This window comes from Pseudomonas sp. LBUM1670 (assembly GCF_059695695.1).
On the sequence record NZ_CP166783.1, the window covers coordinates 2,630,904 to 2,655,177 of the forward strand.

24 protein-coding genes are annotated in these 24,274 nt (G+C 60.4%); 6 read left to right on the top strand and 18 right to left on the bottom strand.

The features are described 5' to 3' along the window. Positions 1–28 precede the first annotated feature (28 nt). The gene (locus ACA073_RS11925; protein ID WP_461950182.1) at positions 29–964 is read left to right on the top strand and encodes a Ppx/GppA phosphatase family protein; all 936 of its coding nucleotides are present in this window, start codon (positions 29–31) and stop codon (positions 962–964) included. A gap of 206 nt (positions 965–1,170) precedes the next feature. Here the strand turns inward: ACA073_RS11925 and ACA073_RS11930 are convergent, their stop codons facing one another. The 3 genes from ACA073_RS11930 to ACA073_RS11940 are packed head-to-tail and all read right to left on the bottom strand — an operon-like array spanning position 1,171 to position 2,698. Then, positions 1,171–1,869, bottom strand: a complete 699-nt coding sequence (locus ACA073_RS11930) for a dienelactone hydrolase family protein (RefSeq protein WP_497403636.1) — start codon at positions 1,867–1,869, stop codon at positions 1,171–1,173. Positions 1,870–1,924: 55 nt separating this feature from the next. Further along, positions 1,925–2,440 (bottom strand): HvfX family Cu-binding RiPP maturation protein, encoded by a 516-nt coding sequence (locus ACA073_RS11935; protein WP_461950187.1) that lies wholly within the window; start codon positions 2,438–2,440, stop codon positions 1,925–1,927. 54 nt (positions 2,441–2,494) lie between these two features. After that, positions 2,495–2,698, bottom strand: a complete 204-nt coding sequence (locus ACA073_RS11940; protein WP_046048963.1) for an HvfA family oxazolone/thioamide-modified RiPP metallophore — start codon at positions 2,696–2,698, stop codon at positions 2,495–2,497. A gap of 375 nt (positions 2,699–3,073) precedes the next feature. Here ACA073_RS11940 and glsB point away from each other — a divergent pair, with 375 nt between their 5' ends. The 3 genes from glsB (at position 3,074) to ACA073_RS11955 (ending at position 5,986) form a co-directional block, all read left to right on the top strand. Continuing rightward, the gene (glsB, locus tag ACA073_RS11945; protein ID WP_497403639.1) at positions 3,074–3,982 is read left to right on the top strand and encodes a glutaminase B; all 909 of its coding nucleotides are present in this window, start codon (positions 3,074–3,076) and stop codon (positions 3,980–3,982) included. An 84-nt stretch (positions 3,983–4,066) separates the two neighbouring features. Then, positions 4,067–5,569 (top strand): aldehyde dehydrogenase family protein, encoded by a 1,503-nt coding sequence (locus ACA073_RS11950; RefSeq protein WP_497403641.1) that lies wholly within the window; start codon positions 4,067–4,069, stop codon positions 5,567–5,569. A 66-nt stretch (positions 5,570–5,635) separates the two neighbouring features. Continuing rightward, on the top strand, positions 5,636–5,986 hold the full coding sequence (locus ACA073_RS11955; protein WP_497403643.1) for a BON domain-containing protein: 351 nt from the start codon (positions 5,636–5,638) through the stop codon (positions 5,984–5,986). Positions 5,987–6,190: 204 nt separating this feature from the next. Here the strand turns inward: ACA073_RS11955 and ACA073_RS11960 are convergent, their stop codons facing one another. From ACA073_RS11960 to ACA073_RS11980, 5 genes are all read right to left on the bottom strand, one after another. Further along, positions 6,191–6,493 carry a hypothetical protein gene (locus ACA073_RS11960; RefSeq protein ID WP_497403645.1) on the bottom strand — a complete coding sequence of 101 codons (303 nt, stop codon included), beginning with the start codon at positions 6,491–6,493 and terminating at the stop codon, positions 6,191–6,193. A gap of 295 nt (positions 6,494–6,788) precedes the next feature. Further along, positions 6,789–7,118: a hypothetical protein gene (locus ACA073_RS11965; protein ID WP_461950195.1), complete on the bottom strand. Its 330-nt coding sequence runs from the start codon at positions 7,116–7,118 to the stop codon at positions 6,789–6,791. A gap of 520 nt (positions 7,119–7,638) precedes the next feature. Next, positions 7,639–8,142, bottom strand: coding sequence for a GNAT family N-acetyltransferase (locus ACA073_RS11970; protein WP_497403648.1), 504 nt, complete (start codon positions 8,140–8,142; stop codon positions 7,639–7,641). A gap of 53 nt (positions 8,143–8,195) precedes the next feature. Then, positions 8,196–10,145: a DNA topoisomerase III gene (locus ACA073_RS11975; protein ID WP_497403650.1), complete on the bottom strand. Its 1,950-nt coding sequence runs from the start codon at positions 10,143–10,145 to the stop codon at positions 8,196–8,198. Between the two features lie 459 nt (positions 10,146–10,604). After that, complete coding sequence (locus tag ACA073_RS11980; RefSeq protein ID WP_497403652.1) at positions 10,605–10,838, bottom strand: hypothetical protein; 234 nt, start codon at positions 10,836–10,838, stop codon at positions 10,605–10,607. A 344-nt stretch (positions 10,839–11,182) separates the two neighbouring features. On the opposite strand from ACA073_RS11980, the gene ACA073_RS11985 reads away from it, so the two are divergent. Then, a complete protein-coding gene (locus ACA073_RS11985; protein ID WP_497403654.1) occupies positions 11,183–11,551 on the top strand; it encodes a DUF427 domain-containing protein in 369 nt (122 codons plus the stop codon). A 35-nt stretch (positions 11,552–11,586) separates the two neighbouring features. Here the strand turns inward: ACA073_RS11985 and lldD are convergent, their stop codons facing one another. The 3 genes from lldD to ACA073_RS12000 form a co-directional block, all read right to left on the bottom strand. Then, positions 11,587–12,741 (bottom strand): FMN-dependent L-lactate dehydrogenase LldD, encoded by a 1,155-nt coding sequence (lldD, locus tag ACA073_RS11990; RefSeq protein WP_497403656.1) that lies wholly within the window; start codon positions 12,739–12,741, stop codon positions 11,587–11,589. Between the two features lie 540 nt (positions 12,742–13,281). Then, positions 13,282–14,904, bottom strand: coding sequence for an MFS transporter (locus ACA073_RS11995; protein ID WP_497403658.1), 1,623 nt, complete (start codon positions 14,902–14,904; stop codon positions 13,282–13,284). A 214-nt stretch (positions 14,905–15,118) separates the two neighbouring features. Then, entirely contained in the window at positions 15,119–16,765 is a 1,647-nt protein-coding gene (locus ACA073_RS12000; protein ID WP_497403659.1) for a GMC family oxidoreductase, read from the bottom strand. Positions 16,766–16,886: 121 nt separating this feature from the next. Here ACA073_RS12000 and ACA073_RS12005 point away from each other — a divergent pair, with 121 nt between their 5' ends. After that, positions 16,887–17,783, top strand: a complete 897-nt coding sequence (locus ACA073_RS12005) for a LysR family transcriptional regulator (protein ID WP_497403661.1) — start codon at positions 16,887–16,889, stop codon at positions 17,781–17,783. Between the two features lie 91 nt (positions 17,784–17,874). On the opposite strand, the gene ACA073_RS12010 is transcribed toward ACA073_RS12005, so the two are convergent. Genes ACA073_RS12010 through ACA073_RS12040 form a run of 7 tightly spaced genes read right to left on the bottom strand, consistent with a single transcriptional unit; the run spans position 17,875 to position 24,178 of the window. After that, a complete protein-coding gene (locus ACA073_RS12010; RefSeq protein ID WP_497403662.1) occupies positions 17,875–19,251 on the bottom strand; it encodes an ATP-binding protein in 1,377 nt (458 codons plus the stop codon). Beyond that, the gene (locus tag ACA073_RS12015; protein ID WP_497403663.1) at positions 19,248–19,910 is read right to left on the bottom strand and encodes a response regulator; all 663 of its coding nucleotides are present in this window, start codon (positions 19,908–19,910) and stop codon (positions 19,248–19,250) included. The genes ACA073_RS12010 and ACA073_RS12015 overlap by 4 nt, the downstream gene beginning before the upstream one ends. 11 nt (positions 19,911–19,921) lie before the next feature. Then, positions 19,922–20,566 carry a tetratricopeptide repeat protein gene (locus tag ACA073_RS12020; RefSeq protein WP_497403664.1) on the bottom strand — a complete coding sequence of 215 codons (645 nt, stop codon included), beginning with the start codon at positions 20,564–20,566 and terminating at the stop codon, positions 19,922–19,924. Next, positions 20,563–21,372 carry an SDR family oxidoreductase gene (locus ACA073_RS12025; protein WP_497403666.1) on the bottom strand — a complete coding sequence of 270 codons (810 nt, stop codon included), beginning with the start codon at positions 21,370–21,372 and terminating at the stop codon, positions 20,563–20,565. Before ACA073_RS12025 ends, ACA073_RS12020 begins: the two co-directional genes overlap by 4 nt. Then, positions 21,359–22,033, bottom strand: coding sequence for an iron-containing redox enzyme family protein (locus ACA073_RS12030; protein ID WP_497403668.1), 675 nt, complete (start codon positions 22,031–22,033; stop codon positions 21,359–21,361). The genes ACA073_RS12025 and ACA073_RS12030 overlap by 14 nt, the downstream gene beginning before the upstream one ends. Beyond that, positions 22,030–23,511, bottom strand: coding sequence for an AMP-binding protein (locus tag ACA073_RS12035; RefSeq protein ID WP_497403669.1), 1,482 nt, complete (start codon positions 23,509–23,511; stop codon positions 22,030–22,032). Before ACA073_RS12035 ends, ACA073_RS12030 begins: the two co-directional genes overlap by 4 nt. Further along, entirely contained in the window at positions 23,501–24,178 is a 678-nt protein-coding gene (locus ACA073_RS12040; RefSeq protein ID WP_497403670.1) for a thermostable hemolysin, read from the bottom strand. Before ACA073_RS12040 ends, ACA073_RS12035 begins: the two co-directional genes overlap by 11 nt. Positions 24,179–24,274 lie beyond the last annotated feature (96 nt).

Here is a 24,274-nt window from a genome sequence, read left to right on the forward strand (position 1 = left end):
ACAGATGAATTTTGCAAGGAACACCTCCATGAAAGGGGACGCCTCCCTGTTTGCGGCCATTGACCTGGGCTCCAACGCGTTTCGCATGATGATCGGCCAGTCGGTCAAACGGAACCAGCAACTGGTGATCCAGGAAGTGAAGACCCTGCGTGAACCTGTTCGGTTGGCGGAGGGGTTTCAGGGCGGCGCGCTGGACGAAATGGCGCTGGATCGCGGATGGCAGGCACTCGCACGATTTGGCAAAAAGCTGCGTGGTTTCGAGCCCGGTCGTGTGCGGGCGGTGGCCACCAGTGCAGTGCGCGAAGCTGACAACGCCCAGCTGTTTCTGGCCAGCGCCGAACGGCATCTGGGATTCCGCATTGATGTGATTTCCGGGCATGAAGAAGCCCGGCTGGTATACGCCGGTGTGGCCCATACGGTTCCCGGCACCGAACGCAAGCGACTGGTCATCGACATCGGTGGCGGCTCCACGGAATTGATTCTGGGGCAGGGCGCTCAACCGCTGTTGACCGAGAGCATTGCCATCGGCAGCGGCACCTTTGGTGCGCGCTATTTTCAAGGTGGCCGCATCACCGCCCCGGCACTGCTGGAGGCCGAGCGTGTCGCCACACTGCAGTTCGAACGCGTGGCGCGCCGTTATCGCACGCTGGGCTGGCAGCAGGTCATCGGTTCTTCAGGCACCGCACGCATGCTGGCCAAAGTCCTCAAGGCCAACGGTTTGAACGACGAAGGCCAAAGCGGAATCACCTACAGCGGCTTGCTGCGCCTGTCGTTGCGCCTGCTGGAAGTGGGGCACGTCAAACAGCTCAGACTGGCCGGTTTGCAGAGTCATCGCCTGAGCATCCTGCCGGGCGGGCTGGTGCTGATGCTGGCGGCGTTCAAGGTCTTTGGCGTTTCGCACATGACACCTTCCGAGCCGGGTTTGCGGTTCGGCGTGCTGCATGGGTTGATGACCAGGCATTGATTGCCGGGCGCGCCCCCCGCTAAAACTTCGCATAGTTAAGCTGACTCTATGTAGGAGCGAGCTTGCTCGCGATGGACGTCAACGATAACGCGTATTTTCTGGATACACGCGTCTTCCTGAAGTCCATCGCGAGCAAGCTCGCTCCTACAATTTCCTTAGCTGACTGGCATTACGGCAAGTCGTGCTCCTACGAAAAGCGTCTGGCTTTAGAGTTCCATACCCAAAAAGATCAGCGTATTGCCATGGGCCTCGGCCGCCGCGCGCTGGTTGTAGCTGTCGCGGTGCGAGCAGTTGAAGCCATGTTCGGCTTCCGGATACACGACGATTTCCACGTTATCGTTGGTGTCGAAGCGCTCGGCGATTTTCTCGACGGCTTCCAGCGGAATGTGACTGTCCCGTTCACCGAAGTGCATCAGCAGCGGCACTTCGATTTCATCGGCACGGTCCAGTTGATTCTGGATGCCGCCGCCGTAGTAGGCGATGGCCACGTCCACCAGGCCGTTGGCGGCGGTGTGGTACGAGAGCAGGCCACCGAAGCAGTAGCCGATGGAAGCGATCCCGCCGTCCAGGCCCGGTTGGGCTTTCAGGGCATCGATGGCCAGTTCGATGTCTTTCTGCGCCTTGTCGACGTCAGTGGCATTCATCAATTCGACCGCGCGTTTCCAGCCGGCTTCATCGTAGGTCAGTTCGATACGGTGGGCGCTGCGCCAGAACAGGTCCGGCGCGATCACCAGGTAGCCGTCGGCGGCGTATTGCTCGGCGACGGAACGGATGTGTTCGTTGACGCCGAAGATCTCCTGGATCAGCACGATCCCCGGGCCTTTTTGGGTATGCGGAATGGCCAGGTAAGCGCCGAATTTACCTTCGGCGCTGTCGATCTCGATCCATTGGGTGGTCACGCTCATGGTGGCTCCTGTCTACGCAAGTGAGGTGGGAAGTGCAGCATGCCACGTTAACATTTCAGCGATTGTTGCGGCGCCAGAAGAATCGAGCCAGCAACGCATCGAGGCTGAGCTTGCCGGCACCCGAGAGCAACAGCGGCATCAGGGCGGCGAGGTAGATCAGCGGCAGTTTGAAGTTGCCGTGCCCTTTGTTGCTGATGGCATAACCCTGGGCAAGCTCACTCAATGTAGACCAATCGGCCGGCCAGTGAACGGCAGCGGTCGCCACGACAGTGACCACGATCAACACGATGGCGGAAATCCGCGTGCCCAGTCCGACAAGGATGGCGAGGGCGCAGATCAGTTCGGCCCACATCGACAGTTCCCAGTTCAGCGTCGCCGGCACGTGGTCGAAGGGAAACGGGAAGCGGTCCTGGATGTCGGCGAACCAGTTGTCGCCATTCCACTTTTCCAGGCCCGACTCAAAGAATTCCCAGGCGATGAACACCCTTAAAGTCAGGGAGGCGAGCCAGCTACCGGCACGATCAAGGTTCAGGTGCAGGCCTTTCACGGCGGACGAGATTGCAGCGTTCATGGACGTGGTCTCCGTTCAGTCAGGGGGGCGGGGCCCGACGGCCCCGCGCAGGGGTTACTCGCTGGCGCCGCACTTGCCTTCGCCACATTTGCCTTCAGCCGGTTTTTCCGCGGTGTCGGCCTGAACCTGGCTGTAGCCGTGGGCCAGCTGTTTCATGCTGAACGCTTCGGACTCGGAAGCCGACGCGACGTTGGACAGGGCCAGGCCGCCCGCGATGATCAGGCCGAGGGTCAGGGAAGAAGTCGAGAGCTTGAACATGGTGATACTCCGTAGCATTGAGTGAGTTGAGCGCTTTGATCGGCTGAGCCAATCGACAGGCACATTTCATCAATCGGGTGTATCTGCGATGTGTCGCAGGTGCGGGGTTTTATGGACGGGGAGTGTCAGCGGCGGGGTTGTACACACTCTGATACGTAACCGGCGATCCCTTGTGGGAGCGGGCTTGCTCGCGAAGGCGGTGTGTCAGATATATTCATGGCGACTGGCACACCGCCTTCGCGAGCAAGCCCGCTCCCACAGGGGTGCAGTGGTGTTTATACGATTGTGTTCAGGCAACCTGTGATCCGCCACTGACCGACAGCGTCTAGCGTCAGTGTCCCCGCAATCCCATGGGGCGAGACTTCGGAACCCGGCATGCAAGCGCTGTTGAACGAGATCCTTGACGCAGTTCGGCCCCTGATCGGTCAGGGCAAGGTGGCTGACTACATTCCTGCCCTCGGCACGGTGCCGGGCAATCAGTTGGGTATCGCCGTGTATGGCAACGACGGCGAGCTGTTTTGCGCCGGCGACGCCCACACGCCGTTCTCGGTGCAGAGTATTTCCAAAGTGTTCAGCCTGGTGCAGGCCATCGATCATTCCGGCGAAGCCATCTGGCAGCGCCTGGGCCACGAACCTTCCGGCCAGCCGTTCAACTCGCTGGTGCAACTGGAATTCGAGCGCGGGCGCCCGCGCAATCCGTTCATCAACGCCGGCGCGCTGGTGATCTGCGATATCAACCAGTCGCGTTTTGCCGCACCGGCCTTGTCGATGCGCGATTTTGTCCGGCGCCTGTCGGGCAACCCGCAGGTGATGGTGGACGGCAAGGTCGCCGAATCCGAATACCAGCACCGTGCGCGAAACGCCGCCATGGCGTACCTGATGCAATCCTTCGGCAACTTTCACAACGATGTCGAAGCGGTATTGCGCAGTTACTTCAGCCATTGCGCCCTGCGCATGAGTTGCGTGGACCTGGCCCGGGCGTTCTGCTTCCTGGCCAACGACGGTTTCTGCAAGCACAGTGGTGAACAGATCCTCAGCGCCCGCCAGACACAGCAAGTCAATTCGATCATGGCCACCAGCGGCCTCTACGACGAGGCGGGCAACTTCGCCTATCGCGTCGGCCTGCCTGGCAAGAGCGGCGTGGGCGGCGGGATCGTCGCGGTGGTGCCGGGGCAGTTCACGGTGTGCGTCTGGTCGCCGGAGCTGAATACGGCCGGTAATTCACTCGCGGGTATGGCGGCGCTGGAGTTGCTGAGCCAGCGGATTGGCTGGTCGGTGTTTTGACAGATTCGAGCGGCCGGGGTTAATGACGCTCTGGGGATTTTCCTATACATTTTCAGGCCGCCCCTTGCATGGTGAAACCGCTTCATGTCTCTTGCGCTCGAACGTTTAGTCGCTGGCACGCCGATCCCTTTCGCTGGTAACCGCGTCACCGTGGTCAGCCCCGAACTGGCCTTGCGCTTTCAGCCCGGGGACCACCTGCTGGTGGAGCAGGTCAGCGGTGAGTTGCTGCTGATTCCCGTCGCGGACCAGAAAGCGGCGGCGGTAGCGATCGAGCGCGCCGAAGCCGCGTTTACGGCGATGTCCGCCGTTTCGGATCAGGCGATCAGTGCGTTCTTCGACTGCTTTGCCCAGCGCCTTGAAGATCAGGACTGCTGGGACTTGATCGAGGCTGCCAACCGCGCCGACATCGAGTGGGCCAAATCACGTGGACGCTCGACCACGCGGTTGCTGGCCGATGAACGCATGCGCCGCGACATGATCGCGGGCCTCAGGGCCTGGCGCGATGCGCCCGCCACGCGCGGCAAAGTGATCAGTTGCGTCGAGCATGATGGCTGGAAAGTCGAGCAGGTGGTTTCGCCCCTGGGCATTGTCGCCTTCGTCTTCGAAGGCCGGCCTAATGTTTTCGCCGATGCCGCTGGTGTGCTGCGCACCGGCAACACAGCCGTGCTGCGCATTGGCAGCGATGCCTTGGGCACGGCGCAAGCCATCGTCACTCACGCGTTGAACCCGGCATTGAGTGACGCCGGATTGCCGGTGGGCGCGGTGTCGTTGGTGGAAAGTGTCAATCACGCCGCCGGTTGGGCCATGTTCGCCGACCGGCGCCTGTCGCTGGCGGTGGCCCGTGGTTCGGGGCGTGCCGTCAGCCAGCTGGGCAGCATTGCCCAACAGGCCGGCACCGCCGTCAGCTTGCATGGCACCGGTGGCGCCTGGCTGATCGCCGACAAGGACGCCGACGCCCAGCGTTTTGCCGCCGTCGTGCGCAATTCCCTGGACCGCAAAGTCTGCAACACCTTGAACGTCTGCCTGATTCACCGCAACCGCGCCGCCGAACTGGTGCCGCTGTTTCTGCGCGCCTTGAAACAGGCTGGCGCCGCGCGGGATGAGGGCTGCAAGTTGCACATCGTCGAAGGCAGCCAGTCGTACTTGCCTTACGATTGGAGGAATGCGACGGTCGAGGTCTGCCGCGCCGAAGGTTATCAAACTGAAGCGTTGGCCGAACCGTTGCCCGAAGATCAATTGGGCCGCGAGTGGGAATGGGAAGAAACCCCGGAAGTCAGCCTGGAAATCGTCGACGACCTGGACAGCGCCATCGCCTTGTTCAATCGCTACAGCCCGCAATTCACCGTGTCGTTGATCAGTGAAAATGCCGAGGCCCATGAACGTTTCTACAACGCGGTCAACGCGCCTTTTGTCGGCAACGGCATCACCCGCTGGGTCGACGGGCAATACGCGCTGAACAAACCGGAACTGGGTCTTTCGAACTGGGAGAGCGGCCGCCTGTTTGCCCGCAGCGCAATTCTCTCGGGAGATGGTGTGTTCACGATCCGCAGTCGCATGACGCAGACGGATCTGTCGGTCAAACGCTGAGTACCCGACCGCAAGCGCGGACCGCACTATAATTAAAGGTGTCTGCGTCTGTGACAGAGGTCCACCATGAAACTTCAATCCTTCGAGCATTACTCTCATCAGCTGGAAATGGCCGCACACGACGCGTGGCTGACCGCCCGGGTGAAGTCAGCCATCGCGTTGGCCGATCCGACCCTTGGCTTGCATGTCCATGTCAAAACCCTTGCGGGAACGGTGATGTTGAGTGGTCGCGTCAACACCCATAAACAGTGTGAGCAGGCCGTTGCGCTGGCCCGCACGGTTCATGGTGTCAATGAAATCAATGCCAGGGAGTTGCAGACTCACGTGTTCACGCCTGGAAGCGTTCCAACACCGCCTAACGCCGAGGAAAGCCCGGATATCCGGCCACCATCGTCAGCCAAACCGGACGACAAATGAAACTGATTGCAGCGCTCCCGTGAACCGGGCGCGCTGCATCGGCTGCCGACATGGATCAAGCCGCTTCCATCGCTTTGCCGTGCACACGGCGCAGGTGGTCGGGTGCTCGGCCAGCGAGACGAACGTGCGGCTGCGCTGCTGCGGCGCAACAATAATTATCACAGTGTGGCGTCGGTAGCCTTTATGGAGCTGGTGTTGTCGAGGTCAGTCATCGACTGACTGGCACACACCATTGGGGGCCTTGCCGGTGGAGGACACGGCTACCGAGTCGTCATCGGCCAGGACGATGGACAGCGTGATACCGGAGCCCTTGGCTTCGAAGCGGCGATCGTTGATGGCTTTGGTTTCGGCCTCCTTGTTGTTGATCAGCACCGGCCCGTCCTGATCTGCCTGGACGAGGAACTTGCCGGGGCACTCCACCGCGAATGACGGGACACCGGCGACGCTGTTTGCCTGAGCAACATTCGTCATAACCAGCAACAGCAGAAATACCAGGTTATTTTTCATCGCGAGTCTCCAGAGACCAACAGCGCATACGCTTAACGATAGCTTCGTTTGGCACAGTGGAGATGCTAGACCGGGAGTAGTTTTACACCGCATTTCATCTTGTAGGAGCGAGCTTGCTCCGGGCGGCGTTCCGACGAAAAACTAAACGTCGCCACAGGGCATCTGGTTTTACGCGTTATCGTTCACGACCATCGTCGGAACGCCGCCCGGAGCAAGCTCGCTCCTACAGTGTTTTTAGACAAACAAAAAGGCCCCGCTCGATCATTCGAGCGGGGCCTTTTTTGTCGCGAGATTATTAGTAGAACCGGTCAATCACCCGAACTTCATTCTGGTTCTGCAGCGAGGCCCAAGCCTGTTTCAGCGTTTGCAGAACATTACCGATGAAGTCCTTGTCGGCTGCGGCTTTCTTGCCGACATAGCCCTGGCCGCGACGGTACATCTTCAGTCGGGCCAGCAGGTTCTGGTTGTTCTGGTCGAACTCGGCTTCATGGGCATGCGGCGACAGGCAGTCGATATGCACCTGGCCCGACTTGCTGATCCACAGGATATGGCTGTCCTGGCTGTCTTTTTGCGCAGCGAACATACGTGCCAGTTCGTCGATGGTTGGTTGATTGTTCAGATTCATAATAAAGCCCCTTGACCATTTGGTGATCTTTCAAAGTTGATTCGCTAATACAGGTAGCCCATCGGTTAGTTGATCCCTGGCACCGAAACCAGGACGTCAGCGGTCGGCCGCCGAAATGACGGGGTCCCGCGTCTGTTGCATGTAGTCGTGTTGAATAACTGCTACGCAATCGCGTCACAACGAAGAGAAGCAGCGATAACCTTCGGGCCACTACCGACTTTTTCAGGGTCGGTCACAAGCTTCATGAGGATTGATCGCCAGCGATTCTCGTCCTTGTACTGGACGTTCGGGCCAGGTCAGCTTCTTCAATCTGCCTTGTGGGCAGCGTGTATCCGGGAAAAACAGCTCGGCGGTCAGACGAGCTTGCTCAAACATGTTGCCGTACTCCCGATCGGGGAGATGTCTGCATCATGCAAGGGCAAATCGGAGGCGTCAACGGTTTTGTAGTGATTATTTTCAAGCACTACATATTGTCGGACAAAGCTGATTGGAATGAGAAATCGGAACCGGAAAGCGCCACTCAGGACGATGGTGGCGAGCTTTGGAAGCGGTAAAAGGTGCAGGGGAAATCGTCTACCGGCTGCTGATGCCGTGTGTACGCGCCACCGGTGAGATCGTCTATCACACCGGCCCAGAACAAACGCGCGGGCTGATTGGCGTCGATGTGGAAAATCTGCCATTGACCGGGGAGCTGGCTCAAGACGGTGGAAACGACAAACGTCGCGACACCTTGGCCACGAAAGCGGCGGCTGACGAACAGGTAGCCGATGTTGTACTCGGCACCGGGTAAATGGGTGTGGTCATCCACGCTCACGAAACCGGCCAGGTCCCCATCGACCTTGATCAGATACGGCCGAGTGGTGGGGGTTCGCCAGTAATCCTGTTGATCCTGGATGTTGAAGAAACCATTCGCACCGAGTTTCAGCGGCAGCCATTCACTGAAGTCGTGCAGGTAGAACTGCATCAGGTTTTCAATGGTTTCCAGTTCATCGCGCTGCGCGGCGTGCAGTTCTATCGTGGGCATGCTGGGTCGCTCCTGATGTCGCCCGATCTGATGAACAGTAGACCATCGCTCGATCAAGCTTTGCTCGCCGGTTTTGCCGCGCGTTTGCTAGCGGTCGCGGGTTTGCGCTTGGCCGGTTTGCGTTTGTTTTTCCACGGTGTGGCACCGCGCCCGGCAGGGCTTGCCGGGCCGCTGATGGTCAGGCTCAGGCCGGCGCAGCGGGCAACCTGCTTGCTCATCCACGCGGCTTGTTTGGTGACGAACTCTTCCAGGCTCATTTCGCCGCTTTGCACCATGTCCAGCGCCTGTTCCCAGATCGCCGTGGTGCCCGGATCGGCAATGGCGCGCGGCACCGCATCAATCAGACTGAATGCGGCCGGCGTCGCCGCCAGGGCCTTGCCGTTCTTGATCAGGTAACCACGGTCGAGCAGGCCCTGGATGATCGAGGCACGGGTGGCTTCGGTGCCAATCCCGGTGGTGTCCTTGAGTTTCTGCTTGAGCAGGGGGTCTTCCACCAGTTTGGCGACGTTCTTCATCGCCTTGATCAGATCGCCTTCGGTGAACGGTTTCGGCGGTTGGGTCCAGAGGTCCTTGAGCTTCACGTCGGTCACTGCGCACTCACGCCCTTCGGCCAATATCGGCAATGTTTGCGGCGCCGGTGCTTCACGGCCCTTGGCCGGTGCGAGGGCCTCGGGCAGGGCGCGTTTCCAGCCGGGTTCGACGATCTGCTTGCCGACGGCACGCAAGGCTTCACCGGCACAGTCGAAGTCGGCCTGGGTCCGGTCGTATTCATGATTGGGCAGAAACTGCGCCAGATAGCGCGCCCGGATCAGGGTGTAGACCGCGCGCTGCTTGCCCGCCAGCCGATCAAGATTCTTTGCGGCGGCCGTGGGGATGATGCCGTGGTGAGCGCTGACTTTCGCATCGTTCCACGCCCGTGACCGCCGCTGGGATTCCAGATAATCCTGCAAGGCGTTGAGGGCGGGATCAGCCTGCCTCAATGCCGCCAGAATACCTGGTGCTTCACTGTGTTGACTGACGGGCAGGTAGCCACAATCACTGCGCGGATAGGTAATGACCTTGTGGGTTTCGTAAAGCGCCTGGGCGATGTCGAGCGTTTCCTGAGCGCCGAGGCCAAGCTTCTTCGAGCAGACTTCCTGCAAGGTGCCCAGATCGAACGGCAGCGGCGCCACTTCACGCATCCGCTCGGTGCGCAGCTTGATCACCCGGGCACTCGCCGCACTGCCAATCGCCGTCGCCGCGTGTTGCGCCAGCGCCTGATTGAGACAGCGATCCTGATCGTCGCAAGCGTCGGAGGCCGCGCGCCACTGTGCGGTGAATGCCGTGCCGTCGTGTAGCAGTTGCACGTCGATGGCCCAGTAAGCCACGGGGACGAAATCGGCAATGCTGCGGTCGCGGTCCACTACCAGCCGCAGGGTCGGTGTTTGCACCCGGCCGACCGGCAATACGCCCTGATAACCGGACTGACGCCCCAGCAACGTGAACAACCGGCTCATGTTCATCCCGATCAGCCAGTCGGCCCGTGAGCGGCCCAATGCCGAATGATAGAGACTGAACGTCTCCGCCCCCGGCTTCAGCGCGGCCAACGCCTTGCGGATCGACGCCTCGTCCAGCGCCGACAGCCATAACCGCTGGATCGGCCCGCGATAACGGCAATGCTCCACCAGTTCCCGGGCGATCATTTCACCCTCACGGTCGGCATCGGTGGCGATCACCAGTTCATCGGCCTCGCCGAGCAAGCGTTTGACGGCCTTGTACTGACTGGCCGTGCGCGGTTTGACGGTCATCTTCCATTTGTCCGGAATGATCGGCAGATCCGCCAGCACCCAGCGCTTGTAGCGCGCGTCATAGGCATCCGGCGGTGCGGTTTCCAGCAGATGGCCGATGCACCAGGTCACCGTGACGTCCGTTCCCAGCCAGCAGCCGTCGCCGCGACGCCGGGCGCCGAGCACGGCCGCAATGTCTTTGGCCTGGGAAGGTTTTTCACAGAGGTACAACCGCATAACCACCATCGTTCATCAACTGCCGGGAGGTGCACAGAATGGCGGCTGATGAGCGATGGAGCAATCTTTATCTGTATGGATGTACAGTTCGTGCATTTCGATTCATTGCAACGAACCGCGCCAGTCCCCCCTGTAGGAGCGAGCTTGCTCGCGATGGACGTGAACGATGACGCGTATTATCTGAATGAACGCGCCGCTCTTGAGTCCATCGCGAGCAAGCTCGCTCCTACAAGGGCAGGGTGTTCAGTAGTTCAGGTTAACCACCGGCTGCGCGAGTTTCGCGCCCGGTGCCAGGCGAAGAATGGTCAGCAAAATACTAGTGATGACGTTGATGTGCACCGCGGGTTTGCTGGTCACGGGCGGACGGGCGCGAGTTTTGGGAGAGCCCGCCGTGTTCGATCGCTGCGCCGAGGGCGACGGTCCAAGCGTCGGTGCCATTGGCCAGCCAGTCTTCAAACGTCAGGATCGCGAAGCCCGAAAATTCCCAGTGCATGCGCCCTCGCTGCCCTGGAACAGCACCATGTCTCTGGCCAGATACCCCGAGAGTTCGGCGGCGATGTCCTTGTCGGCGGGCCAGGAGGGCGGTAACGATTGAATGCGTGGAGTGAACAGGCGATCACGCAGATCGAGGCGATCCGGGCGTGCATCGAGGGTGATGAGTGTTTGATCGAGGGAGAATCGACTGGCCGGCATGTTGGTGACCCTCAAGTTTCTGAGACTCGAACCCCACGCCACGACGACCTGACTGCGAAGCAGGGATGTCAACGGTGCTATTGATCGTAGACGATGTTTCGGCGCAGTTGAGCCGTTGGTCTAATAGGCGATGACTTGAAGAGTGGAGGCGGTGAGCCGGGCTATCGACGGATAACCGTCAGGGTTCCGTTCGGCTGTGAACGCGTCGTGATGACGAAATCTGGGTTATACATGACGGAGTTGTGTTCTCAAGTTTTGGGGCCGCTGCGCGACCCATCGCGGGAAAGTCGGATCGCCGCATCGCACGCTCCCACTGGTTTATCACCGTCCCGAGGAACGCATTCATGAAAAGCTCCGGTCCCAGTCCTGTCATCACCATCGCCGAGCAGCCCGGCTGCCTGCTGGTGAAGTTTCACGGTATTCAGGTGGCCGCGTCCACGCGCGCGCTGGTGCTGCTTGAGGCCAATTACCCTCCGGTGTATTACGTCCCGCGGGAGGACATCGCCGAGCAGTTTTTTGCCCGCACCGATCACACGAGCTATTGCCCTTACAAGGGCGATGCGAGCTATTTCAGCCTGCAGATCCCAGGGCATGAGGGGGCCAATGCGGTATGGAGCTATGAAGACCCCAAAGTGTCAGTAGAACAGATCAAGAATTACGTGGCGTTCTATCCCGATCAGGTAACGTTCGAGATTCTCAAAAACGTCGAGTGATTGAAAACGCCCTGCAGTGACAGGGCGTTTTACGTTCAGGCTTTCAGCTCACGAATTGCCTGCACCAGGGTGGTTTCATCAATCTGACCAATTGAAGTCACCCCGGTCAACGTCATCGCCACGCGCATCTCTTTGGCGAAAATGTCCAGCATGTTTTCCACTCCGCGTTGACCGTCGGCGGCCAGCGCATACGCCATGGAGCGCCCCAGCAAGACGCCTTTCGCGCCCAGCGCGAGCATCCGCACGACATCGAGCCCCGAGCGGATCCCCGAGTCGACCAGCACCGTCAGGTCATTGCCCACCGCTTGCATGATGGGCGGTAATGCCTTCGTGGTGGAGAGCACGCCGTCCAGCTGCCTTCCACCGTGGTTCGACACCACAATGCCGTCCGCGCCAAAGCTGACCGCGTCCCGGGCATCCTGAGGATCGAGAATGCCTTTGATGATCATCGGGCCTTGCCAGAAATCCCGAATCCACTGCAGATCGCTCCAACTGATCGACGGGTCGAAGTTGTTGGCCAGCCAACCCATGTAGTCTTCGAGCGTGACGGCTTTGCCCAGGTACTTCGAGATGTTGCCGAGATCGTGCGGGCGCCCCATGAGGCCGACGTTGAAGGCCCAATCGGGTTTGGTCATGGCCTGCAACATTCGTCGTGAAGACGCAAAAGGTCCGGACATGCCCGAGTGCGCATCCCGGTAGCGGGCGCCGGGGGTGGGCATGTCGACGGTGAACACCAGGTTTTTCACCCCGGCGGCCTTGGCCCGCTCCAGGGCATTTTTCATGAAGCCTCTGTCTTTCAGCACATACAGCTGAAACCAGATGGATTGTTGGCTTTGGGTCGCTACTTCCTCGATCGAGCACACCGAGACCGTCGACAGGCACAGGGGGATGCCTTTGTTTTGTGCGGCTTTGACCGCCTGCACTTCACCACGGCGGGCGAACATGCCCGTCAGGCCGACCGGCGCGAGGATGATCGGCATTGCGAGGGGCTGGTCGAAGAGGGTGGTTTCAAGGCTCAAGGTTTCGACGTTTTTCAGAATGCGCTGACGCAGGCTGATGCCCGTCAGGTCGGCGCTGTTGGCCCTCAGCGTGTGCTCGGCATAGGCGCCCCCGTCGATGTAATCGAACAGGAAGCGGGGGAGTTTGCGGCGGGCTGCCTCGCGATAGTCGGATGCGGATGAAATGATCATGGTGCCTCGGTCGGGTGAGTGGCGGGGCGATGGGTGCTTCGGGGGTCAGAGTAACTAAAACGATCTGCGTTTGCGGTAACTCTGTTCACTTTAGAAATTGGATGACGGTCCAGTCCCGCTAATGTTCCCGGAACCCTGTGGGAGCGGGCTTGCTCGCGAAGGCGACTTTGATATCGACCTGTTCCTCGCAGATGTACACCGATCAAAGTGTGGGAGCTGGCTTGTCGGGTCGCCGCATCGCTACGATGGCGGCCTGGTAGCCGACCATACTTTTTCAGGTGTACATATCCATTCCTGCGGTAACGGCGGCTTATGGTTTCGCTCTTACAGCGAGTCCCTTTTTCAAACGCCAAAAAGGAACCAAAAGGCTTTGCCCCTGACGTACGGTGCCGAGCCTTAGCGAGGCACCGAACGAAAGGGGCAGAAGCGCTTTGGTTACTTTCGCGCGTTTCGAAAGTGACTCGCCGTAAGGGCGAAACCGCCAGCCGCCATCACCAAAATAACGGATATGCCCCCAATCGATAGCCCACCAAACAGCCCTCAGTTGGTATCCAGATCCACATTCTTGGTCTCACGCAAACAGATCATCCCCACCACGAGACTCACCGCAGTAATCACCACCGGGTACCACAGACCGTAAAAAATGTCCCCGGTATACACCACCAACGCAAACGACACCGTCGGCAGGAACCCGCCGAACCAGCCGTTACCAATGTGATAGGGCAGGGACATCGAGGTATAGCGGATGCGCGTCGGAAACAGTTCGACCATCAGCGCCGCCAGCGGGCCGTAGCACATGGCGGAAATAATGATCAGCGCAACGATCAGCGCCACGATCATCGGCTTGTTGATCAACTGAGTGTCAGCCTGTGACGGATACCCGGCCAGCGTCACCGCCCCACGCAGGGCCGCTTCATCGTAGCCATCGATTTTCACCTCGCCGACGCTGACCTGCACGCCGCTGCCAGCCGGGGCCGCTTCGCTGCTGTAGGGCAGGCCCTGTTTCACCAGGAAGGTTTTGACCTTGTCGCACGGGCTGTCAAATTTCGCCTTGCCCACCGGGTCGAACTGGAAGGTACAGGTGGCCGGGTCGGCCAGTACGGTGATCGGCGCCTGACGGCTGGCCTGGTCAATGGCCGGGTTGGCGTAATGGGCCAGGGTCTTGAAGATCGGGAAGTACAGCGCGGTGGCCAGCAGCAGGCCGATCATCAACACCGGTTTGCGCCCGACCTTGTCCGACAGCCAACCGAAGAAAATGAAGAACGGCGCGCCAATGATCACGCTGACGATCAACAGACTGTTGGCCAGTGCCGGGTCCATTTTCAGAAACTGGGTGAGGAAGAACAGCACGTAGAACTGCGCCGCATAAAAGGTCACCGCTTGCCCGGCGTTGATACTGAACAGGGCGATCAATACGACTTTGAGGTTTTCCCATTTGCCGAAGGAATCACGCAGCGGCGACTTGCAGAGCTTGCCTTCCTCTTTCATTTTCACGAACGCGGGTGATTCGTGCAGGCTCAAACGAATCCAGGTCGAGATGCCCAGCAGCACGATCGAGAACAGAAACGGAATCCGCCAGCCCCAGACTTCGAACTGGTCACCGGTGAAATAACGGCAACCCAGCACCACGAGCAACGACAGCAGCAAGCCGAGGGTCGCAGTGGATTGAATCCAGCTGGTGTGGAAGCCGCGTTTGCCGATGGGCGCGTGTTCTGCGACATAAGTCGCAGCCCCGCCATACTCACCGCCCAACGCCAGGCCTTGAAGCATGCGCAACACCACCAGAATGATCGGCGCGGCGATGCCGATGCTCGCGTAGGTCGGTAGCAGCCCGACGCAGAACGTCGCGACACCCATGAGAACGATGGTCGCGAGGAACGTGTATTTGCGCCCGATCATGTCCCCCAACCGACCGAACACCAGCGCGCCGAAGGGCCGCACGATGAAACCGGCGGCGAACGCCATCAGCGCAAAGATGAACGCGGTGGTGTCGTTGACCCCGGCGAAAAACTGTTTGCTGATGACCGCCGCGAGAGCGCCGTAGAGGAAGAAGTCGTACCACTCGAACACCGTCCCGAGTGACGACGCGAAAATGACTTTGCGGGTATCGCGGCTCGCGTCGACGCTGCGTGTGATTTCCAGAGGCTGTACATGTTCTGACATATCGGTATCCCTCACAGTGATTGTTTTTGTTGTTCCACTGTCGGCGCCTGCCTTGTGGGCGGGTGCCGCTCCTGTCGATGTATCGGGTGTATTTCCTGTAGGAGCGAGCTTGCTGGCGATGGTCGTCAACGATAACGCTGTAAACCTGACACCCACGTGCGCTCTCTGGTTCATCGCGAGCAAGCTCGCTCCTACAGTCATGTCCGTCCAAGGTTCACGGGTGCGTAACCAGTTCCTTTGGCGGGGTAATGCTCCTTGTGGTGGGGTTAAGAATCAGTTGCGCAGCTTTCTCGGCAATCATCAGCGTAGGCGAACAAGTGTTGCCCGAGGTGATGCGCGGCATGATCGACGCATCGGCGATGCGCAGGCCCGGGATGCCATGGACCTTGAGTTGCGCATCGACCACCGCGTCGGCGTCGTTGCCCATGCGGCAGGTGCCGACCGGATGGAAAATCGTCGTGCCGATGCGGGCGGCGGCTTCGTGCAGTTCTTCTTCGCTCTGCAAGCTGTCACCGGGCAGGTATTCCACCGGTTTGAATACTTGCAGGGCGGGGGCGGAAACGATACGACGGGTCAGGCGGATGGCATCGGCCGCAACGCGCAAGTCTTCCGGGTGGCTCAAGTAATGGGGTTGAATCAACGGTGCTTCCTGCGGATTGGCCGAACGAATGTCGATTCGACCACGGCTTTGCGGACGCAGATCGCAGACCGATGCGGTGAAGGCGGGGAAGGCGTGCAACGGCTCGCCGAAACGTTCCAGTGACAAGGGTTGCACGTGGTATTCGAGATTCGCCGAGGTCTGTTCCGGCCCCGACCGGGCAAACGCACCGAGCTGACTCGGCGCCATGGACAGTGGCCCGCTGCGGTCATACAGATAACGCAGCCCCATGCCCATCTTGCCCCACACGCTGCCGGCGATCTGGTTCAGGGTCCGGGCGTTTTCCAGTTTGTAGATCAGCCGCAGTTGCAGGTGATCCTGCAGATTGCCGCCCACGCCGGGCAGCTCATGGACCACGCCGATCCCCAGTTTTTCCAGGAGCGGGCGAGGGCCGATGCCGGAGCGTTGCAGGAGGGTCGGTGAGCCGACGGCGCCTGCGCAGAGGATGATTTCCTTGCGCGCCTTGAAGGTTTTCGCCTGGCCCTGCCAGCGTGTGCTGACCGCCGATGCGCGGCCGTTTTCCAGCAGGACGCGGTCGACTTCGACGTCGGTCAGTATGGTGAGATTGGGGCGGTGGCGGACCGGTTTGAGAAACGCCTTGGCTGCGTTCCAGCGGATTCCGGCCTTCTGATTGACCTGGAAGTAGCCGCAACCTTCGTTGTCGCCCTGGTTGAAGTCGTCGATGCTGGCGATGCCGCTTTGCTCGGCAGCACTGCGGAATGCGTCGAGAATTGGCCAGGAAAGGCGCTGACGCTCGATCCGCCACTCGCCCGCGGCACCGTGAAACTCCGAGTCGCCGGCAAAGTGATTTTCGCTTTTCTTGAACAGCGGCAGCACGTCGTTCCAGCTCCAGCCGGGATTGCCGTCGGCGGCCCAGCCATCGTAGTCACTGGCCTGGCCGCGCATGTAGATCATGCCGTTGATCGAGGAACAGCCGCCGAGGACCTTGCCGCGCGGGTAACTCAGCGCACGACCTTGCAGGCCGGGTTGCGCTTCGGTCTTGAAGCACCAGTCGGTGCGTGGGTTGCCGATGCAGAACAGGTAACCCACGGGGATGTGAATCCACGCGTAGTTATCGCGGCCGCCGGCTTCAAGCAGCAGCACCCGGTGTTGCGGATTGGCCGACAACCGATTGGCCAGCAAACACCCGGCCGGCCCGGCCCCGACCACGATGTAGTCGAATTCATCAAGGGAAGTCTGCATCCCTGACCTCGCATTGTTGTTCTTGTTGTCGGCCATCCTAGTTGTTAGCTTTCGTTAAAAGAATGTTAGTTTTTGCGCAGCCGCTGTGCGTTTTTAAACAGCGTAGCTCTAAGGACGGTTCATGTTCGATTGGAATGACCTGCGGTTTTTTCTCGAATTGCAACGCAGCGGGCGTTTGCTCACCGCCGCCCGCCATTTGAACACCACCCACGCCACGGTGGCCCGGCACATCGAGGCCATCGAAAAGAGCCTGGGCACGGCGCTGTTCGTCCAGCACGCCCAGGGCTACGAGATGACTCCGGCCGGCGAAGCGCTGCTCAAACACGCCGAGGCGATGGAAAACGTGGCGCTGCTGGCTCAGGAAGAAATCACCCAATCGACCGCACCGCTGGGCAAGATTCGCGTCGGCGTGACGGAAGGGCTGGGCATCATGTTCCTCGCCAGCCGCATGAACGGGCTGTTCGAACGCTATCCGGGGCTGGAAGTGGAACTGGTGGCGGTACCGCGGTTTGTCAGCATTCTCAACCGCGAAGCCGAAATCAGCATCCATCTGGAGCGCCCGTCTGCCGACATGCTGGTCACGCGCAAACTCACCGACTATCGACTGGCGCTGTATGCCAGCCAGACTTATCTGGACAAGGCGCCACCGTTAAGCAGTCGCGAAGACCTCGGTCGCCATGCCTGGATCGGTTACGTCGACGATTTGCTGTTCAGCCAGGAACTGATGTTCCTCAACAGCTTCTGCCGCAACCCGCAGGTGGTCTTTCACAGCACCAGCGTCATCGCCCAGCAACAGGCGGCGCGCTCCGGTCTGGGGATCGCGGTGCTGCCGTGCTACATGGCCAGTGCCGATCCGGAGTTGGTGCCGTTGTTACCGGATGAAAGCATCCAGCGCAGCTACTGGATCAGCACCCGCCGCGAGTTGCACAAATCCGTGCGGCTGCGGGTGTTGTGGGATTACGTGGTGGAATTGTGTGAGCGTGAGCAACAGTTATTGTCCGGCATCGATCCTCTGTAGGAGCGAGGCTTGCTCGCGATGGACGTTAACGATAACGCGGGGCACCTGACTAAACGCGGCGTTCTGGCGTCCATCGCGAGCAAGCTCGCTCCTACAGGAGGCCGCGATCCGGAATCGACAACGTGGCACGCAACCCGCCTTCCGGTCGGTTGACCAGGGTGATTCGGCCACCCAACCGAGTGGCAATGGTGTTGACGATCGTCAGCCCCAACCCGGCGCCTTGAGTATTGCCGCGGCTGTAAAAACGTTCGAACAATCGCCCGCGATCCGCTTCATCGATGCCGGGCCCCTGGTCTTCAACGCTGAGGTTGTAGAACCCGTCGGCCTGGCTCAGTTGCACGGTGATAACACCTTGCACAGGTGAAAAATTCGCGGCATTGGTGATCAGGTTGTTCAGGGCAATGTCGATGGCGGCGGCGTCGGCCACCACGGACAAGGGCTGATCGTTGACGTCGAAGGCCAGCTCGAGGTTTTTACTCAACAGCCACGGCGACAGCTGAACCAGACTGTCGCGTACGGTTTCGGTCAGGTCGATGCTATGCCGTACCGGCGCCACGGCTTTGGGCTCCAGGCGGGCCATGGTCAGCAATTGATTCACCAGACGGCTGGTACGGTCGACGCCGGCGATCAGGAATTCCAGTGATTCGCGACGTTCCTGTTCGGTGCCGGCCTCCAGCAGGTTTTGCGCATGCACCCGCAACACCGCCAGGGGCGTACGCATCTCATGGGCCGCGTCGGCAATGAAGCGGCGCTCGCGACCGAGCACTTCCTGAATCTGCGCGAGCATGCGGTTCAGTGCTGCTTGCATCGGTTCCAGCTCGCTGGGCAGCGGGTCCAATTGCAGCGGTTCGAGCGAGCCACTGTGCCGCGCCCGCAGGGTCGCCGCCATGTCCGCCAGCGGTTTGAGGCCCCAGCCGATGGCCAGCCAGACCATCGCCGCCAGAATCAGGCTGCCCAGAATATTGGGCCACAAGGTGTGCCGCACGATCCGGTCCACCAGGTCCGAACGCACATCGTCCCGCTCGCCGACCCAGATGCGCAGGTGGTTCTGTTTATCTTCGAGCAGGAAGGCGCGCCAGTGGCGGTTGTTCAGGTCCACGACATCACTGAACCCGGGTTTCGAGGGAGGCGCGGTGAAGGAGGGGGCGCTGGCGGTGTGCACCAGCACTTCGCCCTGCTGATCCCAGACCTGAAAGGCCAGTTTGCTTTCATACGGGTGGCCGTCGACCCTCGGCACCGCTTCGCTCAAGGCCTGGTTGAACGCCTGGTACAGCTCAGTGTGTTCCTTGCTCGCCAACGGCATGCGCATCACACCCTGAAGCAAACGGGCGTTTTGCGCGAGGTGCGCATCGTAGACTTCGGCGATTTCATGATTGCTGTCGTGTAGGTTGAGCATGCTGATCACTGCCAGACCGGCCAGCATCAGGCCGATAATCAACGTCAGCGTGCGGCGACGGATCGACGTCATCGACGCTCCTCCACCAGATAACCGACACCGCGAATGGTGCGAATCAGGTCGGTGGAGAATTTCTTGCGCAGGTGATGGATGTGCACTTCCAGAGTGTTGCTCTCGGCTTCTTCGTTCCAGCCATACAGCAGCTGCATCAGATGATCGCGGGTCATGACCCGGCCCGGTGGCGAGAGCAATTCATGGAGCAGTTGATATTCCTTGGGTGTCAGTGCCACCGGTTCACCCTGATAGCTGACTTGCTGGGTGCCAGGGTTGAGGCTGATGCCGGCGTGTTCGATCAGTACCTGGGCGCGGCCGGCGCTGCGCCGCAACAAGGCCCGCAGCCGAGCCTTGAGTTCTGCCAGATCAAAAGGTTTGATCAGGTAATCGTCCGCGCCGGCATCGAGCCCGGCGATGCGATCCTCGGTGGCATCACGCGCGGTGAGGATCAGCACGGGCAGGTTGGAGCCGCTGTCGCGCAAGTGCCGCAGTACTTCGAGCCCGTCCATGCGTGGCAGGCCGAGGTCAAGTACCGCCAAATCAAAGGTTTCGCTGAGCAGCGAGTGCAAGGCGCTGGTGCCGTCCTGCAACCAGTCGACGGTATAGCCTTCCCGGCCCAGCGCCTGATGGATGCCTTCGCCCAGTGCAACGTCATCCTCTATCAGTAATAAGCGCACATGGACTCCCGTCAGTCGAGTTTCTTGTTCACGTCCACCAGCAAGGCTTCGATTTCCTTGCGACGTCCGGCATCGGCGAGCTCCCGGCCCGGCCGTGGCGCGGCCTGCAGGGCTTTTTGCAGCGCTGTCCGGGCGTCACCGTAACGCTTTTGACGGTAGAGGTGGTCACCCCAGAAGTACAGACTTTCGATGCCGTTCGGGTTGAGTTGCAAGGCCTGTTTAAGTAACAGCTCGGCTTGGTCCGAGTCGCCAAAACCGATGGGCCAGCCGGGAACGCGGTCGTACAGGGCGCCAAGGCTGGTGTAGGCCGAGCCTTGCAGGGCTTTGGGGTCCAGGGCCATGGCTTTTTCCAGATCGACCTTCGCGTCCTTGACCTTGCTCAACGCACCGAGCCCGCCCTGGGCACCGGCCCAACTGCTGGTGACGATGCCGGACCAGATCCAGGCTTCGGCGACTGATTGGCGTTCCCGCGTAAACGCTGCAGCCTGCGCGGCGAGTTTTTCAAACGCGTCGGTGCGCTGATCTGCCGGCAGTTCATATTGAATGTGTGCCCAGCTTTGCTGGATGCCTGTCAGGCGTTGCTGGTCAGCGGGTTCCAGCGCCCAGACGCTTTGGCTCAGGGCGGTGAGCAGCAGGCAAACGGTGAGTTTTTTCATGGCTTGAGGTTCTCATTGTCGGACTTTTGACTCAGGTGACGGATCAACGGCAATTGCTTGCGCAACCCCCGGTCCACCAGATTCGGCAACAGGCTGTTCAGGCGCACGAAAAAGCGTTCCTGCCAGCCCAGGTACAAATCGCGGCGGTCGCCGGCAATCGCATGGATCACGGCCGCGGCGACGGTTTGCGGGTCGTCGACATTGGACTTGAGCGCGTCATTCAAGGCCTGCGCCGCCGGGCTGTTCATGCTCGTGCGAGTCGCGCGCGGGGCAACGTACAGAACACCGACGCGGGTATCCGCCAGTTCCCGGCGCAAGGCTTCGGAAAAACCGCGCAAGGCAAACTTGGTGGCGCAATAGCTGGCGTAACCGGGGTAGCCGATGGAGCCATACGTAGAGCCGACGTTGACCACCATCGCGCTCTCGGCCTGCTTGAGTAACGGCAGCAAGGTTCTGGTCAGGCAGATCGGTGCGCTGATGTTCACCGCCAGCATCGCATTGATGTCGCTGTCATCCAGCTGTTCGAGCATGGCGAAGTGATTGATTCCGGCGGCGTTGATCAGCAGGTTGATGCCGCCCATGACCTCGGCCGAGGCCAGCACTTTGCGCCGGTCGGCAACACTGGTCAGGTCCGCGCCGACCCAGAAAAAGTGTTGCGGATAACGTTTGAGCAATGGCTCCAACGGTTCCCGATGTCGACACACCGCCAGTACCCGCGCACCGTTGGCACACAAAGCGGTCGCGATTGCCAGGCCAATGCCACCGCTGGCACCGGTCAATACCACGCGAGCGTCAGACAGGCGCATGCGGATTCTCCCCGTTGCGCGGCAAGCCGCGGAACATGTCGGCGTAAAGCTTGTACACGACCCTTGAGGCATGAATCACTGCGGCCTGGTCGGCGGGATCGTCAAGCGTGTTCATCAGCCGGCGGTAGGTTTGCATGTGCTCGATATCCAGAGAGCCATGGGAACTGAGGTAGCTGAAGGCACTCTCCGGCAGTTCCAGGCGCTCGCGAATGCTGCCTGCCGCGTGGGTGGCGAGGGCGATGCTGGTGCCTTCGAGCACGTTGACCATGCCGAACAGTCCGACCGGGTTGTCCCGCGCTATCAGGTCGTAGAGGTAGCTGACCATCAGCTCAATGGGCAGGGACGGGCGACCGTCGCGCACCGAATCCTTGTCGCCGCCGCAGGCTTCAATATCGTTGAGGACCCATTTTTCGTGGCCGTATTCTTCCTCGATGTATTCGCACACGGCTTCACGCAGCCATTCCAGACGCTGCGGCAGACGCGCGCCGCAGGCCATCATCAAAGGCACGGTGTGGCGCACGTGGTAATAGGCTTGAGTCAGGAAAGCCCGGTAGCTGTCCAGACTGACCTTGCCCTCCAGTGCGTCGCGAATGATCGGAAGGTTGAACAGTTCGTGTCGTTCTTGTTGGGTAGCTTCTTGCAGGGTGTCGAAAAAACTCATGATGCGTGTTCCTCGGAAAGTGCGGATTCAGTCAGTAGCGCCCGATAACGTTCGACGATGGCGTCACGGCGTGGACGGCCATTCGCGGTCAGCAGGCCGTTGGCAGGGGTGAACGGTTGATCGAGGCGGGTCCAGTGATGGATCTGTGCGTAATCGGGCAAGGCTTCGTTAGCCTTGGCGACAGCGACGGCAATCTCTTCGTCGGTGCAATCCGGGCGATGCGGCCAGAGCAGTGCATGGTTGCGCGGCAAGGCTTCGCCGTAGACGAAGGCCTGCGCGATGTAATGACCCTGGGTCAATTCGGTCTCGACCCATTCAGGGTTCACGTTGCGGCCGAAACTGGTGACGAATTGATGTTTCTTGCGCCCCTTGAGGTAGAGGAAACCCTCGGGATCGAATTCGCCGAGATCGCCGCTGGGCCACCATTCCTCCGCGTGCGGTGCTTCACCCAGATAACCGAGCAGCGTCGAACCCTTGATCAGTACTTCACCGTCGTCGGCCAGACGAATGTGCACATGGGGCAAGGGCCGGCCGACGCTGCCGGGGCGATGTGCGTCTGGTCGATTGAGGCACACCACCGACGCGCACTCCGACAGCCCGTAACCTTCGTAAACCGGTAGACCGATACGTTGCGCGCGATGCAGCAATTCCTCGGAAACCCGTGCGCCACCCACCGCGACAAAACGTAACGCATAGGGTTTGAACGCTTTTTGCTCGGCGGCGCTGACCAGCATCAATAGCAATTGGGGCACCAGGATCAGGCTTTCCGGTACTCGGCTGGCCAGGCAGCCGAGCAGGCGTGGCACATCAACACCGCTGGCGCCCTGGATGCCCAGGGTTTTCTGGCTGGGCAGGCTCAAGGTTGCCCCGGCGTATAGCGCGGCATAGCAACCGAGGTTCTCGAGCAAGATGGCCAGGGGCAGCAAGGCCAGGTGATGCTGAGGGTGGGTGGATTTGCTGGCCTGATCCAGCTCGCGGGCGACGCCCAAAAAGCTCTCGGCGCTCAGGCACACGCCTTTTGGTGTGCCCGTCGTGCCGGAGGTAAACGTCAGTTTGGCGGTGCCTTCGGGCAGCCGGTTCGGACCGCTGAAGCGGCGGCGCCAGAATTCACCGGTCTTCTCGTAGCCGGCGCTTTGCAGTTCGCCTTCCTGTTCCGGCTCGGCGATCACCCGTTCGGCCTGGCTTTGTTCCAGGCAATGGCGGCGTTGCGTCGGGCTGAAGAAGGGTGGCAACGTCAGGCAGGTCAGGCCTTCGAACAGCGTGGCCAGGTCCCAGAGCATGGCTTCAACGCCATTGTCCAGCGCCAGTGCAACCACGTTGATGTTTTCATCGCGCAGGCGTTGCTGGCGATAGGTGACTTCGGCGTACAGCGTGGCGTAGTCGAGTTTCAACTGATCGCCCCACAGAGCGACGGCATGGGTCTTGCGTTCGGCATGGCTGCGCAAAGTCTGTTTAAAACGCTCTATTTCAGGCGACATGGCTGGATTCCTCAATGGACGACGGCAAACCCAGGCGGTTGAACATCCCGATGTTTCGCAGATGGACGAAACCGGCGCGGATGTTGCCGACGTGAACCCACGGCTTGCTCTCGTAGTAGCTGCCCCAGCTGTGGCGATCGTCGCCGAGCCTCGCCGGATCGGCTGCACACAGGGTCACCGGTTTCAAACCCAGGCGATGAAAGCTGTTTACCAGCCCGATGTTGCCGGTGAACGCCACCCATTCAAGGCCGCCCATGGCCAGCAGGTAGGTGATGGCGATGATGCTCATTCGCGCACTGCCGGTGTCGCTGGCAGCCAGGTTGCCCACTTCGACGATGCCGGCCCGGTCCACGGGGCGGTCGGCTGCAGCGCGGATCAATGGATCGACCGGTTCATCCAGGTAACGCTCCAGAAACAACTGCCCACCGTTCGCCAGACGCACACCGGCCACCGCGCAGAGTTCACCGGCCGCATTGCTCATGCCAAACAGCTCCGGCATGAAATGACGGATGTCGGCCCCGTGGGCCTTGCGGAATCGTTGCTGGATAAAGTCTTCGAAGACTGGACGCCGGGGCTCGTCCGGCAAGGCTCTGGCCAGACTCAGCTGCGGATTTTCGGCATGGCCGAAATGCAGGGGTAAAGGGATGTTCCAGTCGTAATCGGGCATGGAAAGATGCCTCCCGGGGAGAATTCGGGAGGAGTATCGGCGGCATTTCTTAACGGAATCTGAAGGTGAAGGAAAGAGTGGCCGGAGGTAGTTTTC